Source organism: Glycomyces sp. MUSA5-2, assembly GCF_037034145.1.
Taxonomy (GTDB): Bacteria; Actinomycetota; Actinomycetes; order Mycobacteriales; family Micromonosporaceae; genus Glycomyces; species Glycomyces artemisiae.
Genome location: NZ_JBAGKG010000003.1, coordinates 687,515 through 706,295, shown reverse-complemented (window position 1 = coordinate 706,295; position 18,781 = coordinate 687,515). Strand labels below are relative to the sequence as shown.

The window sequence follows — 18,781 nt, the reverse complement described above, 5'->3', positions numbered from 1 at the left end:
GGACGCAGGTGCGGAGCGCCCTCCGGGGGAGGTCTCGGCTATTCCTGGTCCAGGCCCCAGGACCGGCGGATCTTGTTGTCGGCGGCCCGGAACAGCGTGTCCACGATGATGCCGATGACCAGGACCGTGACGATCCACGTCAGCACCCGCGGCGCGTCGTTGAACTCCCGCGCGCCCTGCATGAGCGCGCCGATCGAGCCCTGCCCGGCCACGATCACCAGGAGCTCCCCGGCCATGAGCGAGCGCCACGCGAACGCCCACCCCTGCTTCAGGCCCGACACGAACGACGGCAGCGTCGCGGGCATGATCACGTGGCGGTACAGCTGGAAGCCGCGCATGCCCAGCACCGCCCCGACCCGCTTCCACGCCGGCGGCACGTAGTCGATCCCCGAGATGATCCCGTTCGCGATCGACGGCACCGCCCCGAGGATCACCACGAACATGATCGTCGACTCCGAGATCTGGAACAGCAGGATCGCCAGGGGGAACCAGATGATCGACGGCATCGTCTGGAGGCCCGTGATCGCCGACCCGATGGCCGCGCGCAGCGGCTTGAACCGCGCCACCGCGATCCCCAGGAGCGACCCGACCGCCACCGACAGCGCGAACCCGGTCAGCGCCCGCTGCATGGTGATCCCGATGGCCGTCCAGTAGTCCGGCGTCGGCACGTACGCCGCCAGCTCCTCCCACACCATCAAAGGCGACGGGAGCGCCCACGGGTCCTTCCAGCCCGACAGGAACAGGATCTGCCAGAACCCGATGACGATGACCAGCGCGAGCGCTTTCGGCCACGTCCCGGCCCACAGGCGCGAGGCGAAGCGCCCCCACCGGGTCTCGGTGATCGGGGTCTTCTCCAGCTCGTCGAGGCCCGACGCCCAGTCGCGCGAGGTGTCCTCCACCTTCGACTTCACGGTCTCAGTTGGCATGGCGCGACACCTCCTCGCGGAGCGCGTCGGTGATCTCGGCGGCCAGCGCCGCCACCGGCGCGGAGTCGATGCGCCGCGGCCGGTCCAGCTCCACGTCGTACACGTTGAGCACCCGGCCGGGCCGCGAGGACAGCAGCACCACCTGGTCGCCCAGGCGCACGGCCTCGCGCACGTTGTGCGTCACGAACAGCACCGTGAGGCCCTGCTCGCGCCAGATCCGCTCCAGCTCGTCGTGGAGGAGGTCGCGGGTCATGGCGTCGAGCGCGCCGAACGGCTCGTCCATGAGCAGCACCGACGCGTCCTGCGCGAGGGCCCGCGCGAGCGCGACGCGCTGGCGCATGCCGCCGGACAGCTCGTGGGGGCGCTTGTGCGCGAACCCGGTGAGCCGCACGGTCTCCAGCAGTTCCAGGGCGCGGCGGCGTCGTTCAGCCCGACCGACGCCGCGCACGCGCATGGCGATCTCGACGTTGCCCTGGACGGTGAGCCAGGGGAAGAGCGCCGATTCCTGGAACATCATGGCGACCGGCTGGTCGACGTGGTCGATCGAGCCGCCGGAGAGGTCGTCGAGTCCGGCGACGAGCGAGAGCAGGGTGCTCTTGCCGCAGCCGGAGGCGCCGAGCAGGCAGGTGAAGCTGCCGGGTTCGACGCTGAGGGAGACGCCGTCGAGGGCGGTGACGGCGCCCGGGCCGCGGCCGTAGCGCTTGACCACGTCGGTCAGCGCTACGGCGCCTGCGGCCCGGGCGGTGTCGTCGACCCGCGATGCCGTGCGGGTCTCGGTCATGCCAGGTCACCTGCCGAGACCTCGGCGTCGCCGCGGTCGGCGAGCACCTGGTTGAGGGCGTCGAGGGCGTAGATGCCGGTGAGGTCGACCTCTTCGAGGAGCCCGATCTCGACGGCGTGCTCCTTGCTGCCCTGGAGCGAGGCGGCGATGGGGTCGGCGGTGAAGCTGAGGTTCGCGAAGGCCGCGGCGATGACGGCGTCGTCGAGGCGCTTGTCGGTGAGGGCCTCGATGCGGTCGTTGGACTTGACCTGGGCGTCGTCGGGGTTGGCGGCGATGTAGTCGAGGGCCGCGAGGTGGCCTTCGAGGAACGCCTTGACCAGGGCCGGCTGGGCGTCGAGGAACTTCTTGGAGACGATGATGTGGGTGGTGACGAACTCGCCGCCGTCCCACAGCTCGCGCTCGTTGAGGAACTCGACGGCGCCGTGCTTGAGCAGCAGGTCGGAGTAGCGCGGTTCGACGGCCCAGGCGGCGTCGACGGTGCCGTCGTCGAACGCGGCGGCGACCTCGGAGTTGTCGATGGGGGTGACGGCGACGTCGCCGCCGCCGTTCTCGTCGGTCTCGAAGCCCTGCTCCTTGAGCCAGTAGCGGGCCGCGACGTCCTGGGTGTTGCCCAGCTGCGGGGTGGCGAGGGCCTTGCCGCGCAGGTCCTCGACCGTGGCGATCTCGGGCTTGACGACCAGGCCGGCGCCGCCGGAGGTGGACCCGGCGATGATGTGGAGGGCCTGGCCGCTGGACTGGGCCCAGCCGTTGATGGCCGGGTTCGGTCCGATGTAGGAGATGTCGATGGCGTCGGCGAAGAGCGCCTCGATCGCGGAGGGCCCGGCGTTGAAGACGGTCTCCTCGATCTTCACGGCCTCGGGGAGGGTGTCGGCGAAGACGCCGGCCTCGAGGCCGACGAGGGCGGGGGCGTGGGTGACGTTCCCGAAGTAGCCCAGGCGGATGGTGCCCGAGGCGGTCGAGGCGTCGGCGTCGGCCGCGGCCTCGGAGGAGTCGTCGTCGTTGCCGCCGCAGGCCGCGAGCGCTGTGACGGCGGGCAGGGCGGCGGCGGCCGCGATGACGCTGCGGCGCTTGAGGGGGCGCGGGCTTGCAGAGCTCATGGGGATTGCTTTCTGTATCGTGAAGGACGGTAATCCTAGTAGTCCGATTATTCAGACTAATCTAGTGGGAATTCTAGGGTTGCCTCAAGTGCCGAGGCAACCCCGGTCCCGTCATGTGGGCGGAGCGCACGCGTTCTGGCTCGGCAAACGCCCGCCGTCCCGCGGCCGTTCCGGCCCTTGGGACGGTTCGGCCCGGTATGTCCTAGCGGGCGTGGGCGAGGACGCCGCGCACGGCCGACTCGACCGCGGCGGCGCGCCGCGGGTTCGCCGGGCGCGCGAGCCCGTAGTGGCCGCGCAGGGTCTCCGCCTCGTACTCGGTGCGGAAGCGGCCCTTCGCCTGCAGGATCGGGACGACCTCGTCGACGAACGCCTCCAGTCCCGAGGGCAGGACCGCGGGCATGATGTTGAACCCGTCGGCGGCGCCGTTGTCGGCCCAGTCGAGGATCGCGTCGGCGACCTGCTCGGGCGTCCCGGTGAAGGTCCGGTGCCCCCTGCCGCCGCCGAGGCGCCCGATGAGCTGGCGCACCGTCAGGTGCTCGCGCCGGGCCAGGTCCACGATGAGCGTGAAGCGGCTCTTGGCGCCCTCGATCTCGTCCTCGGTGGGCAGGACCGCGGGCAGCTCCTTGTCGAGGTCCAGTTCGGACGGGTCGAGCTTGAGCTGCTTGGCGAGGTTGCCCAGCGCGTACTCGGGGACGATGAGCCGGTCCAGCTCCTCCTCCAGCAGGCGCGCCTCGGCCTCGGTCGAGCCCAGGACCGGGACGATCCCCGGGAGCACCAGGACCGCGTCGGGGTCCCTCCCGGCGTCCTTCGCGCGGCGCTTGATGTCGGCGTAGAACGCCTGCGCCTCCTCGATGGTCTGCCACGCGGTGAAGATCGCCTCGGCGTGGTTGGCCGCGAACGCCTTCCCGTCCTCCGAGGACCCGGCCTGCACGAGCAGCGGGTGCCCCTGCGGCGACCTGGGCACGTTGAGCGCCCCGGCGACCTGGAAGTGCTCGCCCTCGTGCGCGGCGGGGTACAGCAGCCGGTCGTCGCCCCACAGCCCCGCCTCCTTGTCGGCGAGGACCGCGGCGTCGTCCCATGAGTCCCACAGCTTCTTGGCGACCTGGAGGAACTCCTCGGCCCGCGCGTACCGCGCCGCATGGGACGGCAGCTCGTCGAGGTTGAAGTTCCTCGCCGCGTCCAGCGTCGCGGTGGTGACGATGTTCCAGCCGACCCGGCCCCCGGAGATGTGGTCGACCGAGGCGAAGCGCCGCGCCAGGTTGTACGGCTCGTTGTACGTCGTCGACGCGGTCGCGATGAGCCCGATGTGCGTCGTCAAGGCCGCGATGGCCGCGAGGACCACCGTCGGCTCCAGCGACCCTGAAGGACGGCGCCCGATGGTGCCCCACAGGGACGGCGAGTCGGCGAAGAAGATCGAGTCGAGCTTCCCGCGCTCGGCGGTCTGCGCGAGCTTCGCGTAGTGCGCGATCGACGTGGTCGAGTACGGGTCGGACTCCGGCAGGCGCCAGGACGCCTCGTGGTGCCCGGTGCTCATCAGGAACGCGTTGAGGTGCAGCGGCTTGCTCATGATTCCTCCTGCTTGATCTCGGCGCCCCCGGCCAGGCCGAGCGCGGCGAGCAGTTCGGTGCGGACGGCCGCGAAGCGCGGGTCCGAGGGGTCGCGGGTGCCGTCGAGGTCGATGCGCCGCTCGGTCTTGACCACGCCGTGGTCGAGCACGAGCACGCGGTCGGCGAGGACGATCGCCTCGTCCACGTCGTGCGTCACGAGCAGGACCGCGGGCCGGTGCCGCTCGTACAGGGCCCGCAGCAGCCCGTGCATCTTGATGCGGGTCAGCGCGTCCAGGGCCCCGAAGGGCTCGTCGGCGAGCAGCAGTTCGGGTTCGCGCACCAGGGACCGGGCCAGGGCCACGCGCTGCTGCTCGCCGCCCGAGAGCTCCCGGGGCCAGGCCCGCTCGCGCCCGGCGAGCCCGACCTCCGCGAGCGCGTCCTTGCCGCGCTGCACGGCGCCGGGACCGGTCAGCCCCAGCACGACGTTGCGCAGGACCCGCTGCCACGGGAGCAGCCGGGAGTCCTGGAACACCACCGAGACCTGCTCGGGCACTTCGATGTCGCCGGTCCCGGTCGCGTCCTGGTCGAGCCCGGCGAGGGCCCGCAGGAGCGTCGACTTCCCCGACCCCGACCGGCCGAGCAGGGCCACGAACTCGCCCTGCCCGATCTGGAGCTCCAGTCCGGACAGGACCGGCCGGTCGTCGGTGAAGGACCGGTGCAGGCCGCTGATGCGCACGGCCGCTCCGGTGGTCAGTCCTCCAGTGTGCGGCGCCATGTCAGGGCCCTCCTCTGAATCAGTCGGACGATCGCGTCGGAGGCCAGCCCCAGGAGCGCGTACAGGACCAGGCCGACGATGATGACGTCGGTCTGCCCGTACGTCCCGGCCAGCAGCATCATGTACCCGATGCCGCTGGTGGCGTTGACCTGCTCGACCACCACCAGGGACAGCCACGCGGAGGTCACGGCGAACCGCATGCCCAAAAGGAACCCCGGCAGCGCGCCCGGCAGGACCACGCGGCCGATGAACGCGGCCGGCTTGAGCCGCAGGGTCTCCGCCAGTTCGGCGTAGCGCCCGTCGATGGACCTGAGCCCGTTGTGGGTGTGGATGTAGATCGGGATGAGCACGCCGAGCGCGATCGTGATGATCTTCATGCGCTCGTCGATGCCGAACCACAGCAGCAGGAGCGGCAGCAGCGCGAGGTTCGGGATGGACCGCTTGATCTGCACGGGCCCGTCCACGATCGCCTCGCCCCAGCGGCTGAGCCCGGACACGAGCGCGAGCACGAGCCCGGCGAGGACCCCGAACAGCAGGCCCAGCGCGAACCGCTGCGTGGACACGAGCAGGTCGGGGCCGAGCTTCCCGGACTCCCACCGCTCCCAGGCCGTGGTCACCACGGTCCACGGCGCGGTCAGGACGCGGTCGTCGATCCACCCGGCCGCCGAGCCCCAGGCCCACACGACCAGCAGCAGGAGCGGCCCGATGAGGAACGCCAGCGGGATCGGCTTGCCCGGCCCGAGGCGGCGCTTGCCGCGGGGCCGCGAGGCCCGCCCGGCGGCCAGCTCCTCGTCGTCGACGGGCGGGACGACCGCCTTCGCCTCGGTCTTCAGGGCGGTCATGACGCGCCGCCGTCCCCGTACTCGGCGATGCCCTCGGCCACGAGCGGCTCGAAGCGCCGGTCGTACAGGTCCTCGGCGTCGAGCACCTCGTTGCCGGTGCCCTCGGCCACGATCTCGATGGTCTCCTGGTGGCGGGCGATCGTCTCGTCCCAGTTCTCGGGGAAGTCCGGCTCGCCCTCGCGGTCGTGCAGGTACTCGCCGTCCTCGACCGACAGGCCCTCGTGCTCGACGTACCAGGCGTTGATCCACTCGTCGCGGTTGGCGCGGGTCCAGAGCTTCGCGGCGCCCCACAGGCGCACGTACTCGGCGATCGCGGCGGCCTTGTCGGCGTCCTCCAGGACCTCCACGGGCGCGTACAGCACCCACGGGTCGTCGCGCAGCCCGTGCGGGATCGTCGTCGCCCCGTCCGAGCCGTACTTGTTCACATAGGACTTGACCTGGGTGCCGCCGATCGGCGCCACGTCGACCTCCCCGCCCGCCAGGGCGTTCGAGTAGGTGTCGGCCGTGGACGGCAGCTCCACCAGCTCCACGTCGTCCTGGGTCAGCCCGGCCGCGTCCAGGACCCGCAGGATGAGCGCGCCCTGGGCCTGCCCGGGGGAGTATGCGATCCGCTTGCCCGCCAGGTCCTCCAGGGACGCCACGTCGACCCCGGGGGCGATCCCGAGGTCGTAGATCGGGTGCTGGAGCGGGTCGATGCGCCCGGCCGCCGCCACGATCTTCGTCGGCAGGCCGGTCCAGTTGGTGTGGATCGGCGGGATGTCGGCCACCGAGGAGATGTCGAGGGACTTGGCGCGGAACGCCTCCGCGGACTTGGGCCCGCCGGAGATGTTCGCCCACTCCACGTCGAAGGTGAGCAGCGACGCCAGCCCCGACAGCTCGAAGGCGACCTGCTGGGACGGGTCGCCGATGACGAGCTTCGTGCCCTCGGGCACGGCGGTCGGCAGGTCGGCGTCGGCGGCGAGCACGGGCCCGCCGTCCTCTTCGGAGCACGCGGCGAGGGCCAGCGCGGCGACGGCGGGAACGCCCGCCAGAAGGGTTCGTCGGGTGGTCTTGGATTGCACGGGAAGGCCTTTCGGAACGAGGTGGAGGTCAGTCGAGGGGAGCGGCGGCGCAGTAGCCGCCCGCGTGGTAGACCAGCGGGTCGTGGTCGCCGCCCGCGGCGGCGTCGACGACCAGGGCCAGGACGATGTGGTGGTCCCCGGCCTCGATGCGGTCGGTGACGACCGCCCGCAGGTGCGCGGGGGCGTCGGCCAGGACCGGTTCGCCGGTCTCCAGGCGCGACCACGCGGTGCCCTGGAACCGGTCGATGCCGCTGGTGGCGAAGCGGGTCGCCACCGCGTGCTGGTCGGCGGCGAGGAAGTTCACCGTCAGGCTCGCGGACTCGCGGACCGCCGGCCACGCCGAGGAGGTGTTCGCGATCGCGAACGACACCAGCGGCGGGTCGAGCGACACCGACGTCAGCGACGTCGCGGTGAACCCGGCCGGGCCGGTGCCCGGGTCGGCGCAGACCACGGTCACCCCGGCGGGGTGGGCGCGGAACAGGGACCGGAACACGCCGGGCTCGACCCCGGCCTGGACCTGGGTGCTCATGCCGCCACCCCCGCGGATTCGCGGCCTGCCGCCGCGGCGAGCGCGGGCAGGTTGGCGCCGGTCCAGGCCGCGATGAGCGCGTCGAGGTCGCCGAGCTCCTTCTCCCGCAGCGTGAGCGAGGGCACCGGCAGGCTCGCGCCCAGCTCGGCCAGGACCGGCCGCAGCTGGAGGTCGGCGAGGAACCGGTGCTCGGCCGAGGCGGCGACCGTGACCGGGACCGCCACGGTCCCTTGCAGTGCGCCCGGCGGGAGCTGGTCGAGGAAGAGTTTCAGCAGGCCCGTGTAGGAGGCTTTGTAGACGGGCGTGCCCACGACCAGGACCGGCGCGGTCTTGATGCGGTCCAGGGCGTGCTCGAAGCCGTCGTGCGGCGGTTCGATCCCGTCGAGGTAGAGCTCGGCGAGGTCGGTCGAGGTGGTGCGCGGCTCGGTGCCGATCCCGGCCGCGATGGCGGCGGCGAGGGCCTCGGCGGTGGTGAGGGTGCGCGAGAGGCGCTTGGGGTTGCCGACCACGGCGGTCACGGCGAAGCTGTCGGTCACAGTGGAGTCCTTACGGTGGGTAGCGTGCGAGGGCGCCGCCCGGAGGAGGGCGCGCGTGAAGAACCGGGATGGGAGCCGGGAGAAGGAGATTCGAAGCGATGCGCAGTCGGGCGGCGCGGGGCGCGCGGGCCCGACTAGCGCATTCGCGGACGACAGTGCTTCTGAAAACGACACAGGGCGCTGGCGGCGCGCATCTGGTCGATCTCGCGCCGCCGCGTCAGGAGGCTGGCGGACGTCATGCCGACAACACTAACAGTATTCCTATAGAAATACTAGGAGTTCTTAGATCGTGAGACCCCGGTCCTCGCTGTAGCCGGTCCCGGTCCGGTACTCCACGTCGCGGCTGCGGGTGAACCGGTAGCCGACCCCGCGGACGGTCGAGACGAGCGCGTCGAACTCGGCGAGCTTGGCGCGCAGGCGCCGCACGTGGACGTCTACGGTCCGCCCGGGCAGGCCCGTGTCCGGTGTCTCCCAGACGTACTGGAGCAGTTCGGATCTGGTGTGGACCATGCCGGGGTGGCGCGCGAGGAACGCGAGGAGCTCGAACTCCAGGCGGGTCAGCGCGACCTCCTCGCCGTGGATTGTCACCTCGCGGCCCGGCACGTCGATCACCAGCGCGGGCGAGACGGCCGGGGCCTCGGGGGCCGGCTCGGCCGGAAGCGGTTGCGCCCCTTCGATGGCGACGCGGCCGCCGCCCTGCGCGAGGACCCCGAGCGCGGCGGTCAGCCGCCTCGCGAGCCTCGGGTCGTCGGCGGGGATCTCGACGGTGACGGTGATGGTGGCGGTGCCCGAGCGGCGGTGGGCCGGGGGGCGGGTGCGGGTCTGGACGGGAGTCATGGCGGCGCCTTCGTTCGTGCTCGATCGGAGTCCGGGGGAGGGCGGCGCCGCGGGTTCCGCCCGCGGTCAGCGGTGCGGTCCGGCGGCGCGGCCCGGGCGACACAGCGCCGATGCCGAACGCGCGAAGTCGATGTGGCGCCTCTTGGTGGGCCACTGACGCGCGGGCTCGCTGGTGCGGTTCACTCCGACAGCATATCCTATCGATCAAGTAGGATTCAAGTACACGTTCCGGTTTGCCCCAGATCACGAAGGGAGCCGCGCCATGCAGGTCTCCGCACGAGGCGAGTACGCCGTCCGCATCGCCGTCACGCTCGCCACCGGCCATCCGCGGACCATCTCCGCCAGCGCGCTCGCGGCCGCGCAGGCCCTGCCGCGCAAGTTCGCCGAGGTCATCCTCGGCGACCTGCGCCGGGCCCACCTCGTCGACTCCGTTCGCGGCGTCGAGGGCGGCTACCGGCTCGCCCGCGACCCCGGCGACGTCTCGGTGGGGGAGGTGCTGCGCGCGGTCGACGGGCCGCTCTCGGAGGTCCGCGGGCGGCGCCCCGAGGAGACGAGTTACGAAGGGGCCGCGGTGAACCTGCCGCGGCTGTGGGTCGCCGCGCGCGCGGCGGTGCGCTCGGTCTTCGACGAGGTCTCGCTCGCGCAGGCGGCCACGGGGGACTTCCCGGTGCGCATCGCCGAGCTGACCGCCGCCGACGACGCGTGGATGCCGCGCTGACCGCGCTTCCGGTTGCGCGGCAGGGCGGCGGGCCGTACCATGCTTATATCCTATTGATTCGATAGGAATACTCGGCGCGGGCCCGGCGGCCCGCGGCCTCCACCGAGACCGGGAGGACAGCATGTCCGAAGCCACGCTCCGCGACCGCACCGCCGCGCCCCTCACCGAGGACGACGCCTTCGCCTACGCTGCGGCCCAGGGGTTCGCGGCGAATCCGCCGGGACACGTCGGTGCTGAGGCGGAGTGGCACCTCACCAGCACCGCGGACCGGCGCCGCCGCATCGACGACGAGACCGTCAAGGCGCTCCTGGGCGTGCGGGACGCCCTGCCGCGATGTACCCGGCTCAGCTTCGAGCCCGGCGGCGCCCTCGAACTGAGCACCCGGCCCGCGTCCGTGCGCGAGTGCTTCGACGACCTCGAAGCCGACCGCGCCCGCGTCGCCGCGGCGCTCGCCGATGAGGGCCTCGAACTCCTCGGCCTGGGCCTGGACCCGGTCCGCCTGCCCCGCAGGGTGGTCCGGTCCGCGCGCTACCAGGCCATGGAGGAGCTGTTCGACCAGGACGGGCGCGCCGGGCGGTGGATGATGGCGAACACCGCCTCCGTCCAGGTCTGCCTCGACACCGGGACCGAAGCCGAGATCGCCTCCCGCTGGGCCCTCGCCCACCGCCTCGCCCCGGTCCTGGTCGCCGCGTTCGCGAACTCCCCGCTGCGCCGCGGCGAGCCGAGCCTGTGGCGCTCCACCCGCCAGCACGTGTGGACCGCGATCGACCCGACCCGCTCGCGCCCCGTCCCCGCCGGGAACCCGCGCGAATCCTGGGCCCGCTACGCCCTCGACGCGCGCGTCATGGCCGTGCGCGGCCCCGGCCGCTGGACCGTCCCCCGCGGCCTCACCTTCCGAGACTGGCTCCGCGCCGCCGACCTGCGCCCGCCCACCCGCGACGACCTCGACTTCCACCTCTCGACGCTGTTCCCGCCCGTGCGCCCCCGCGGCCGCTACCTCGAACTGCGCATGATCGACGCCCAGCCCGGCCCCGACTGGATCGTCCCCGTCGCCGTCGCCGCGGCCCTCCTCGACGACCCCGCCGCGAGCGAGGCCGCCGCCGCGGCCCTCGAACCCCTCTGGGCCGGGGCCGCCTCCGCCGACCTCTACCTCCGCGCCGCCACCGCGGCCCTCCACGACCCCGCCATCGCCGCCGCGGCCCGCGCCTGCTTCACCGCGGCCCTCGCCGCCCAGACCGACCCGGCCATCGCCGCCGCCGTCGGGGCCTTCACCGACGCCTATGTCGCCCAAGGCCGCACCCGCGCCGACGACCTGGTGCCCGGATCGCGGTGATTCGACCACTGTGGCGCAAGCCTCACCGAAGGCCCGCAGGTCAACGGGGGACCGAGCGCTTCCGGTGCGGCCGCTAGTATTGGGGCGACCTCCTCCCCGTCGCCTCGACTTGGACGCCGCATGCCTGCAACGCCCTCCCCCTTCAACCGCCGGACGCTGCTGCTGGGAGGGGCCCTGGGCCTCGCTGGGGTCGGCGCGGGCGTCGGCATCGCCGCCTACCTCTCCGGCCGCGGCGACGACCCGCGCATCACCGGCGTCGAGGGCCCGCTCAACCCGCTCGACTTCGACCAGCTGCGCCTGCGGGCCGCCGAGCTGTTCGTCGGCGGCGAGATCCACCCCGACGACCCCGAGTACGCCCCGGCGATCAGCCGCATCAGCTCCGAGTCCGCCGTCCTGTGGGAGACCATGGACCGCACCGAGGGCCGCACCGCCGTCTGGCCCGACCTCAGCCCAGTCTCCTCGGCGTCGAACTTCAACAACTCCTACCGGCAGCTCTACCGCCTCGCCACCGCCTGGGCCACCCCCGGCACCGAGCAGTACGCCAGCGACGAGATCGCCGACGCGATCGTCGACTCCCTCGCCCTGCTCTACGACGGCGGCTACAACGAGGACGCCGAAGAGGTCGACAACTGGTACTGGTGGGAGATCGGCACGCCCTCGGCACTGCTGAAGACCTGCGTCATCCTCTACGACCGCATCCCCGCCGAGCGGCTCGCGAACTACCTCGCCGCCGTCGGCCGCTGGTGCCCCGACGCCGACATGCGCGTGGTCAACCCGAACATCCACGAGACCGGCGCCAACCGCGCCGACAAGGCCGTCGTCGTCGCCCTCCACGGCATCCTGGCCCGCGACGAGGACAAGCTCCGCCGCGCCCGCGACGACCTCTCCGGGAAGGTCGACGACGGCCGCCACTCGCTGTTCCAGTACGTCACCGAAGGCGACGGGTTCTACCGCGACGGCTCCCTCATCCAGCACGACGACGTCCCCTACGCCGCCGCCTACGGCACGACCCTCCTGTCCTCCGCGGGCATGGCCGTGTCGCTCCTGGCCGGGTCCGCCGGGGAGGTCGTCGACGACAACGTGCCGGTCCTCTACGACGCCGTCGAGGCGAGCTTCGCGCCGTTCGTCGAGGACGGCCTGTTCATGGACTGCGTGTACGGCCGCGGCGTCTCCCGCCCCGAGCAGCGCGACTACCACAACTCCACCGGATTCATCACGGCCGCAACGCTCCTCGCCGTCGGCGCCCCCGCCGACTACCGCGACCGCTGGCACTCCCTCGTCAAAGGCTGGGTCCAGCGCTCGCAGGAGACCCTCCCGTTCGCCGCCGAGGCCGGCATCCCCGGGATCAGCCGCGTCAAGGCGATCCTCGCCGACGACACGGTCGAGCCCGCCGCTCGCGCCACCTCCACGCACGTGTTCGCCGACATGGACCGCGCCGTCGCCCGCCGCACCCACTGGTCCTGGGCCCTGTCCATGTCCTCGAACCGCGTGGCCGCCTACGAGATGGGCAACTGGGAGAACCTCCGCGGCTGGTACCTCGGCGACGGCATGACCTACCTGTACCTGCCCGGCGACCCCCTCCACTACAGCGACGAGTTCTGGCCCACCGCGAACCCCTACCGGCTCCCCGGCACCACCGTGGACACCCGCGAGCGCGAGGTCACCGCCGACGAGGAGGGCATGGTCAAGCACCTGCCCGAGAACACCGTCGCCGGAGGCGCCGTCCTCGAAGGCACGTACGCGGTCGCCGCGATGGACCTGATCGCCGACGGCTCCACCCTGCGCGCCAAGAAGTCCTGGTTCACCGTCCACGACGCGGTCGTCGCCCTCGGCGCGGGCATCACCGCCTCCGACGGCCGCACCATCGAGACCACCGTGGAGCACCGCAACCTCGGCGAGGACGGCGACGCGCTCCTGTCGGTCAACGGCGACCCGCAGTCGCGCGACGTCGGCTGGTCCGCGAACCTCGACGACGCCCGCTGGATCCACCTCGACGGCGTCGGCGGCTACGTCTTCCCCCAGGGCGCCACCGGTCTGCGCGGCCTGCGCGAATCCCGCGACGGCGCCTGGAACGACATCGAGCAGGGACCCACCACCGGCGGCGGCGACACCGCCGTCCACACCCGCCGCTACGTCACCCTCTGGTTCGACCACGGCGTCTCGCCCGTGGACGCCTCCTACGCGTACATCCTGCTGCCCGCTGTGGACGCGCCCGCGACGGCGACCCTCGCCGGAGGCGACCGCATCAGGGTCCTCGCGAACACCGCGACCGTCCAGGCCGTCGAGGACACCGAAGCGGGCGTCATCGCCGCGCACTTCTGGGAGGCCGGCGAAGCGGGCGGCCTCGCCTGCGACGCGCCCGCCTCGGTCGTGCTCATCCGCCAGGAGGCCGCCGCCGCGATCGCCGTCGCCGACCCCGGCCGCACCGCAGGCAAAGTAGTCATCGAACTGCCCTTCGCCGCGACGAAGGTCATGGAAGGCGACGGCTTCGAGATCGAGGCCGGCGACCGGGCCCGCCTCACCGTCGACCTCACCGACACCGGCGGCCAGACCCTGACGGCCACCATCGGCTACTGATCGTCGCGTTTGAGAAAAGCGCCGACGCCGGGGCGGTACAGCAGCCACAAGGCCAGTGCCGCAACGACGATGAAGACGATCTGGAGCGTCGTCTCACCCGCGCCGAACCAGGCCGGGAAGTGGTCGCGGAGGTACGCGACGACTTCGTTGTCCGCGTCGTTGGCGCCGGCCTCGGCGAAGACCCAGCCGAGGTCCAGCAGGCCCGGGACCGCCCACAGGGCCACCGCGAGCGGGGCGCTGACGGCCGCGAGGGTCCGCGCGCCCGCGCGGCCCCGGCCGGTGCCGATCGCCGCCGCGAGCAGGAGCGCGAAGAACAACACCGCCGCGGCGATCGCGCCCCAGTACGGCAGGAACCAGCCCAGCGGACTGAGCTGCTCGCACGGTGACGAATCGTCGGGCCAGTTCCCGGTCGGCGACGCGTTGAAGACCGCGTCGCACGCCTCGGACTGCGCGTCCTGGAACGCGCCGTACAGGACCACCCGCACTATCGCCGCGGCCGCCAGGACCGCGGTCGCGCCCCACAGGAACGCCGTCCCGGCCTCCAGCGCACCGGGTTTCATATCGGCACCGCTCATCTCGGTCTCCTTTCAGGGGGCCCGCCGCCCACTGTAGGAGGAGGAAGCGCGCCCGGGGGACCGCGCCGCGCCACCTGGCACGAACCGACGGCCTACTGCGCCGCTGACCGGCCTACGGCCGACTGCGCCTCTGACCGGCCTACGGCCGGAACCGGTACCCCATACCTGGCTCAGTCAGCAGATGCACCGGCCGGGCCGGGTCCGCCTCCAGCTTGCGGCGCAGCTGGGCCATGTACTGGCGCAGGTAGTTCGTCTCGCGGTCGTAGTTGGGGCCCCAGACGCGGTGGAGGAGCTCGCGCTGGCTCACGAGCTTCCCCGGGTTGCGCAGCAGCACCTCAAGGAGCTGCCACTCGGTCGGCGTCAGCCGCACCTCGTCGCCGTCCTTGCGGACCTCCCGGGCCGACAAGTCCACAGTGACCGGGCCGATCGCCGTCACCGGCGATTCCGCGCCCGGCCCCGACCGGCGCGTGGCCGCCCGGACCCGCGCGAGCAGCTCGCCGATGTCGAACGGCTTGGTCACGTAGTCGTCCGCGCCCGCATCCAGCGCGGCGATCTTCTCGGCGCTCGCGGCCCGGCCAGACAGGACCAGGATCGGCGCCTTCGACCAGCCGCGCAGGCCCTCGATCACCTCGGCGCCGTCCATGTCCGGCAGGCCCAGGTCGAGCACCACCAGATCCGGGACGACCGCCGCGGCCGCGCGCAGCGCCTGCGCGCCGTCGGCCGCGGTCGTCACCTCGTACCCGTGCGCCGCCAGGTTGATCCGCAGCGCCCGCGCGATCTGCGGCTCATCGTCGACTACCAGGACCTTGATCACTCCGCACCCTCTCCATCAGGCGCCGCGATCCGCAGCGCCAGCACCATCGTCAGCCCGCCGCCCGGAGTCGCCTCCGGCCCCAGCGTGCCGCCCATCGCTTCGGCCAGGCCGCGCGAGAGCGCGAGGCCGAGGCCGACGCCGGTCGTGTTGTCGCGGTCGCCGAGCCGCTGGAACGGCCGGAACATCGTCTCGCGGTCCTCGTCAGGGACGCCCGGGCCGCGGTCGATCACCCGCAGCTCCACCGTCCCGCCGTGGATGCCCGCCGTCAGCCGCGGCGGCTCCCCTTCGGGGCTGTACCGCAGCGAGTTGGCGATGACGTTCACCAGGATCCGCTGAAGCAGACCCGGATCGGCCATCACCTCCGGCAGGTCCGCGGGCACGTCGAGCCGCACATCCGCCGCGGCCTCGCCGATCTCGTCGAGCGCCCACGGGACGGCTTCGTCGAGGGCGATCGGTACGGGGTCGGCGCCGAGCACGCCTGCTTGGAGGCGGCTCATGTCGAGCAGGTTGTCGACCAGGCCCGTCAGCCGCGCCAGCGACTGCTCGGCCGAGTCGAGCAGTTCCATGCGTTCTCCGGGCGTGAACAGCTCTCCGGTGGATTTCAGGCTCGACACGGCGACGCGGGCCGAGGCCAGCGGCGTGCGCAGGTCGTGCGAGACCGCGGCCAGTAGCGCCGTCCGGAGCTTGTCCGCGTCGGTCAGCCGCTCGACCGCTTCTGCTTGACGTTCAAGGCGTTCGCGTTCCAGCGCGGCGGCGGCGTGCATCGCGAACGCCTGCGCGATCCGCCGGTCCGCCGCTTCGAGCGTGTGCCCGCGCAGCGCCATCGCGAGGTCGTCCCGGATCGGCAGGTCGTTCTCCGCGGCACCGGGGCTGCCGCACGCGGCGCCCGCGTGCGCCACGATGCGCCACGCCTTCGGGTCGTGCCGCTCGTCCGGGCCCGCGCCCGGCGCCGTGCGCTCCAGCAGGGTCACCGACGTGAGCGAGAACGTCTCCCGCAGCTGCTCCAGCAGGTCGTCGAGCCCCGAGCCACCGCGCAGCACGTTCCCCGCGAGCGTCGCGAGGGTCTGCGCCTCGGCGCTGGCGCGCGCCGCCAGCCGCGCCCGCGCCGCCGACAGGTTCACCACGGCCGCGCCGCCGAGCGCGAGCGCCACGAACACGACGAGGGCGACCACCTGCTCCTGGTCGTGGATCTTGAACTCGTAGTAGGGGGTCGCGAAGAAGTAGTTGAGGAGCAGGAACCCGATCAGCGCGCCCAGCAGCGCGGGCCACATGCCCCCGGTGAGCGTCAGGGCCATGACCGCGGTGAGGACGATGAGGATCATCGTCGTCAGCGACAGGTCCTCGTGGAGGGGGATGAGGATCGTGACGAGCGCGGGAATCCCCAGGAACGCGAGCGCGATCCCGAAGCGGCGCCGCGCGGCGTCCACGATGCCCGGGCCTGACCGGGCCCGCTTGACGGACCTGACGCGCTCGTGGCTGACCAGGTGCACGTCGATCTTCCCGGACCGGGCCGTGGTGGTGACGCCGACGCCGCGCGAGAGGGCCTGGGCGAACCGGCCGCGGCGCGAGGCCCCGAGGACCAGCTGCGTGGCGTTCGCGCCGCGCGCGAACTCCAGCAGCGCATCAGGAATCGAGTCGCCCACGACTTGGTGGTACGTCCCGCCCAGATCCTCCACCAGGGTCCGCTGCCGCGAGAGGTTGCGGGCCGACCTGGCGCTGGTGAGCCCGTCGCCGGAGGCGACGTACACGGCTTTCAAGTCGGCGTTCCCGGACCTGGCGGCGATGCGGGCGGCTCGGCGGATGAGCGTGTCGCCCTCGTCGCCTCCCGAGAGCGCCACGACGACGCGTTCGCGCGACTCCCACACGGCGGTGATGTGCTGGTCCTCGCGGTACTGCTCCAGCTGGTCTTCGACCTTGTCGGCGAGCCAGAGCAGGGCGATCTCGCGCAGGGCCGTGAGGTTCCCGACCCGGAAGTAGTTCGACAGGGCCGCATCGACTTTCTCGGGCGGGTACACGTTGCCGTGGACCATGCGGCGGCGCAGCGCCTCCGGCGTGATGTCGGCCAGCTCCACCTGGTCCGCGCGGCGCACGACCTCATCGGGGACGGTTTCGCGCTGCGGGACCCCGGTGATCTGGGCGACGACGTCGTTGAGGGATTCGAGGTGCTGCACGTTCACCGTCGAGATGACGTCGATCCCCGCATCGAGGAGCTCGTCGATGTCCTGCCAGCGCTTCTCGTTGCGCGAGCCGGGGACGTTGGTGTGCGCGAGCTCGTCCACGAGGGCCACGGCCGGGGCGCGGCGCAGCACCGCGTCGGCGTCGAACTCCTCGAAGGAGGATCCCCGGTACTCGACGGCGCGGCGGGGCACGGTCTCCAGTCCGTCGACGAGGTCGGCGGTGGCCTGCCTGCCGTGGGTCTCGACGAAGCCGATGACGACGTCGGTCCCGCGGTCGGCGCGGCGGCGGGCCTCTTCGAGCGCGGCGTAGGTCTTGCCGACGCCGGGGGCCGCGCCCAGGTAGATCCGGAGCTGTCCTCGTGGCACCTACTCATCATTGCCGCGATTTGCCAGAACGGCCGTCAAGAACGCGTCAAAGGTGTCAGGACGGGTCCTAAGCGCCGCCGAGGAACCGGACGATGACGGGGGTCGCGGCGCCCTTGGCGACGGCGTCGGGGCCGAGGAGCCCGGGGGCGATGCGCGCGGTCGCGAAGGGCTGCTTGAGGGCGTATTCGCCGGTGGCGGCGGTGATGTCGGCGAGGCGGCGGGCCGCGAGGAGGTGCCCGGCCCAGCCGCCGATGACGATCAGCTCGGGGTTGAACAGGTTGAGCAGGTCGGCGAGTCCGGCGCCGAGGTAGCGGACGGTCTCGTCGATCACGTCGGCGGCCGCGGGGTCGTCGAGGAGCCGCTCCAGGGCCGCCTCCTCGCCGCCGTCGAGGTCGACGGCGCCGGTCGCGGCGAGGAACCGGTCGAGGACGCCTTCGGCGCCGACGTACGCCTCCAGGCAGCCGCGCGATCCGCACCGGCAGCGGCGCCCGTCGACGCGCATCGTGGTGTGGCCCCACTCCCCGGCGCTGGATCCCGCGCCGCGGTAGAGGGCGCCGTCGGCGACGACGCACGAGCCGACGCCGGAGCCGATGAGTGCGATGATCGCGTTCGAGGCGCCCTTGCCGGCCCCGAACCACAGTTCGGCCTGGCCCATGGTCATCGCGCCGTTCTCGACGTGGACCGGCAGCGGCCCGAGGCGCTCGGCCAGCAGGCGCCCCAAGGGGACCGCGTCCCAGCCGAACGCCTGGGCGTGGACGATCCCGTCGGGCCCGTACTCGACGATGCCGGGCATGCCGACGCCGACGCCGAGGACCGGGACGCCGCCTGCCGCGCCGAGCACCTCCCCGACTCCGGCGGCGATCCGGTCGATGACCGTCGCCGGGTCGTGCCGGCCCGCTTCGAGCGCGTACCGCGCGGCGGCCCGCGGTTCGAGCGTGAGGTCCAGCAGCTCGACCTGCACGTGGGTCTCGCCGACGTCAACGCCGACGACGAGCGCGTGCCCGGGGTCCACTTCGAGCAGGATGTGGGGGCGGCCGCCGTCGGAGTCGACCTTCCCGGCCTCGCGGACGATGCCTTCGGCGATGAGCTCGGCGGTGACGTTCGAGACCGTCGCGGTGCTCAGGCCCGTGGCGGGGGCGAGGTCCCTGCGGGTGAGCGGCCCCTCGAAGTACAGCGTCCGCAGCAGTCGCATCCGGTTGCCGAGCTTGAGGTCGCGGGTCGTCATCCGCTTGGGGCGTTCCATCTGTCCACCAGTCCGTGTCGTTACCTGTCCGGAGCCATGCCGTTATT

At 72.5% G+C, this 18,781-nt stretch carries 17 protein-coding genes; 3 read left to right on the top strand and 14 right to left on the bottom strand.

All coding sequences use genetic code 11. The annotated features are described in order from the left end of the window. Positions 1-38: 38 nt before the first annotated feature. From WA640_RS13470 to WA640_RS13425, 10 genes are all read right to left on the bottom strand, one after another. Positions 39-926, bottom strand: a complete 888-nt coding sequence (locus WA640_RS13470) for an ABC transporter permease (protein WP_106365612.1) — start codon at positions 924-926, stop codon at positions 39-41. Next, positions 916-1,707, bottom strand: a complete 792-nt coding sequence (locus WA640_RS13465) for an ABC transporter ATP-binding protein (RefSeq protein WP_335988214.1) — start codon at positions 1,705-1,707, stop codon at positions 916-918. Before WA640_RS13465 ends, WA640_RS13470 begins: the two co-directional genes overlap by 11 nt. Then, entirely contained in the window at positions 1,704-2,804 is a 1,101-nt protein-coding gene (locus WA640_RS13460; RefSeq protein ID WP_335988212.1) for an ABC transporter substrate-binding protein, read from the bottom strand. The genes WA640_RS13465 and WA640_RS13460 overlap by 4 nt, the downstream gene beginning before the upstream one ends. Positions 2,805-3,006: 202 nt before the next feature. Further along, positions 3,007-4,371, bottom strand: a complete 1,365-nt coding sequence (locus WA640_RS13455; protein ID WP_335988210.1) for an LLM class flavin-dependent oxidoreductase — start codon at positions 4,369-4,371, stop codon at positions 3,007-3,009. Then, positions 4,368-5,126 carry an ABC transporter ATP-binding protein gene (locus WA640_RS13450; RefSeq protein WP_335988209.1) on the bottom strand — a complete coding sequence of 253 codons (759 nt, stop codon included), beginning with the start codon at positions 5,124-5,126 and terminating at the stop codon, positions 4,368-4,370. Before WA640_RS13450 ends, WA640_RS13455 begins: the two co-directional genes overlap by 4 nt. Then, complete coding sequence (locus tag WA640_RS13445) at positions 5,102-5,968, bottom strand: ABC transporter permease (protein WP_335988208.1); 867 nt, start codon at positions 5,966-5,968, stop codon at positions 5,102-5,104. Before WA640_RS13445 ends, WA640_RS13450 begins: the two co-directional genes overlap by 25 nt. Next, on the bottom strand, positions 5,965-7,029 hold the full coding sequence (locus WA640_RS13440) for an ABC transporter substrate-binding protein (protein ID WP_335988207.1): 1,065 nt from the start codon (positions 7,027-7,029) through the stop codon (positions 5,965-5,967). The genes WA640_RS13445 and WA640_RS13440 overlap by 4 nt, the downstream gene beginning before the upstream one ends. Positions 7,030-7,057: 28 nt before the next feature. Further along, positions 7,058-7,558, bottom strand: coding sequence for a flavin reductase family protein (locus WA640_RS13435; protein WP_335988206.1), 501 nt, complete (start codon positions 7,556-7,558; stop codon positions 7,058-7,060). Continuing rightward, complete coding sequence (locus tag WA640_RS13430; protein ID WP_335988204.1) at positions 7,555-8,094, bottom strand: NADPH-dependent FMN reductase; 540 nt, start codon at positions 8,092-8,094, stop codon at positions 7,555-7,557. Before WA640_RS13430 ends, WA640_RS13435 begins: the two co-directional genes overlap by 4 nt. Before the next feature lie 282 nt (positions 8,095-8,376). Next, positions 8,377-8,931: a winged helix-turn-helix domain-containing protein gene (locus tag WA640_RS13425; protein ID WP_335988202.1), complete on the bottom strand. Its 555-nt coding sequence runs from the start codon at positions 8,929-8,931 to the stop codon at positions 8,377-8,379. A gap of 262 nt (positions 8,932-9,193) precedes the next feature. Between WA640_RS13425 and WA640_RS13420 the strand changes: the two genes are divergently transcribed. The 3 genes from WA640_RS13420 to WA640_RS13410 all read left to right on the top strand — a co-directional run bounded on the left by WA640_RS13420 (position 9,194) and on the right by WA640_RS13410 (position 13,559). Beyond that, the gene (locus WA640_RS13420; RefSeq protein WP_106365622.1) at positions 9,194-9,649 is read left to right on the top strand and encodes an RrF2 family transcriptional regulator; all 456 of its coding nucleotides are present in this window, start codon (positions 9,194-9,196) and stop codon (positions 9,647-9,649) included. A 121-nt stretch (positions 9,650-9,770) separates the two neighbouring features. Continuing rightward, positions 9,771-10,982 (top strand): glutamate-cysteine ligase family protein, encoded by a 1,212-nt coding sequence (locus WA640_RS13415; RefSeq protein ID WP_335988200.1) that lies wholly within the window; start codon positions 9,771-9,773, stop codon positions 10,980-10,982. Between the two features lie 120 nt (positions 10,983-11,102). After that, on the top strand, positions 11,103-13,559 hold the full coding sequence (locus WA640_RS13410; RefSeq protein ID WP_335988199.1) for a polysaccharide lyase 8 family protein: 2,457 nt from the start codon (positions 11,103-11,105) through the stop codon (positions 13,557-13,559). Here the strand turns inward: WA640_RS13410 and WA640_RS13405 are convergent. The 4 genes from WA640_RS13405 to WA640_RS13390 all read right to left on the bottom strand — a co-directional run bounded on the left by WA640_RS13405 (position 13,553) and on the right by WA640_RS13390 (position 18,734). After that, entirely contained in the window at positions 13,553-14,134 is a 582-nt protein-coding gene (locus WA640_RS13405; protein ID WP_335988197.1) for a hypothetical protein, read from the bottom strand. The genes WA640_RS13410 and WA640_RS13405 overlap by 7 nt on opposite strands. 139 nt (positions 14,135-14,273) lie before the next feature. Then, a complete protein-coding gene (locus WA640_RS13400) occupies positions 14,274-14,948 on the bottom strand; it encodes a response regulator (RefSeq protein WP_106365626.1) in 675 nt (224 codons plus the stop codon). Then, a complete protein-coding gene (locus WA640_RS13395) occupies positions 14,945-17,491 on the bottom strand; it encodes a sensor histidine kinase (protein WP_335988196.1) in 2,547 nt (848 codons plus the stop codon). The genes WA640_RS13400 and WA640_RS13395 overlap by 4 nt, the downstream gene beginning before the upstream one ends. Positions 17,492-17,558: 67 nt before the next feature. Next, positions 17,559-18,734 (bottom strand): ROK family transcriptional regulator, encoded by a 1,176-nt coding sequence (locus WA640_RS13390; RefSeq protein WP_106365628.1) that lies wholly within the window; start codon positions 18,732-18,734, stop codon positions 17,559-17,561. Positions 18,735-18,781: the final 47 nt, after the last annotated feature.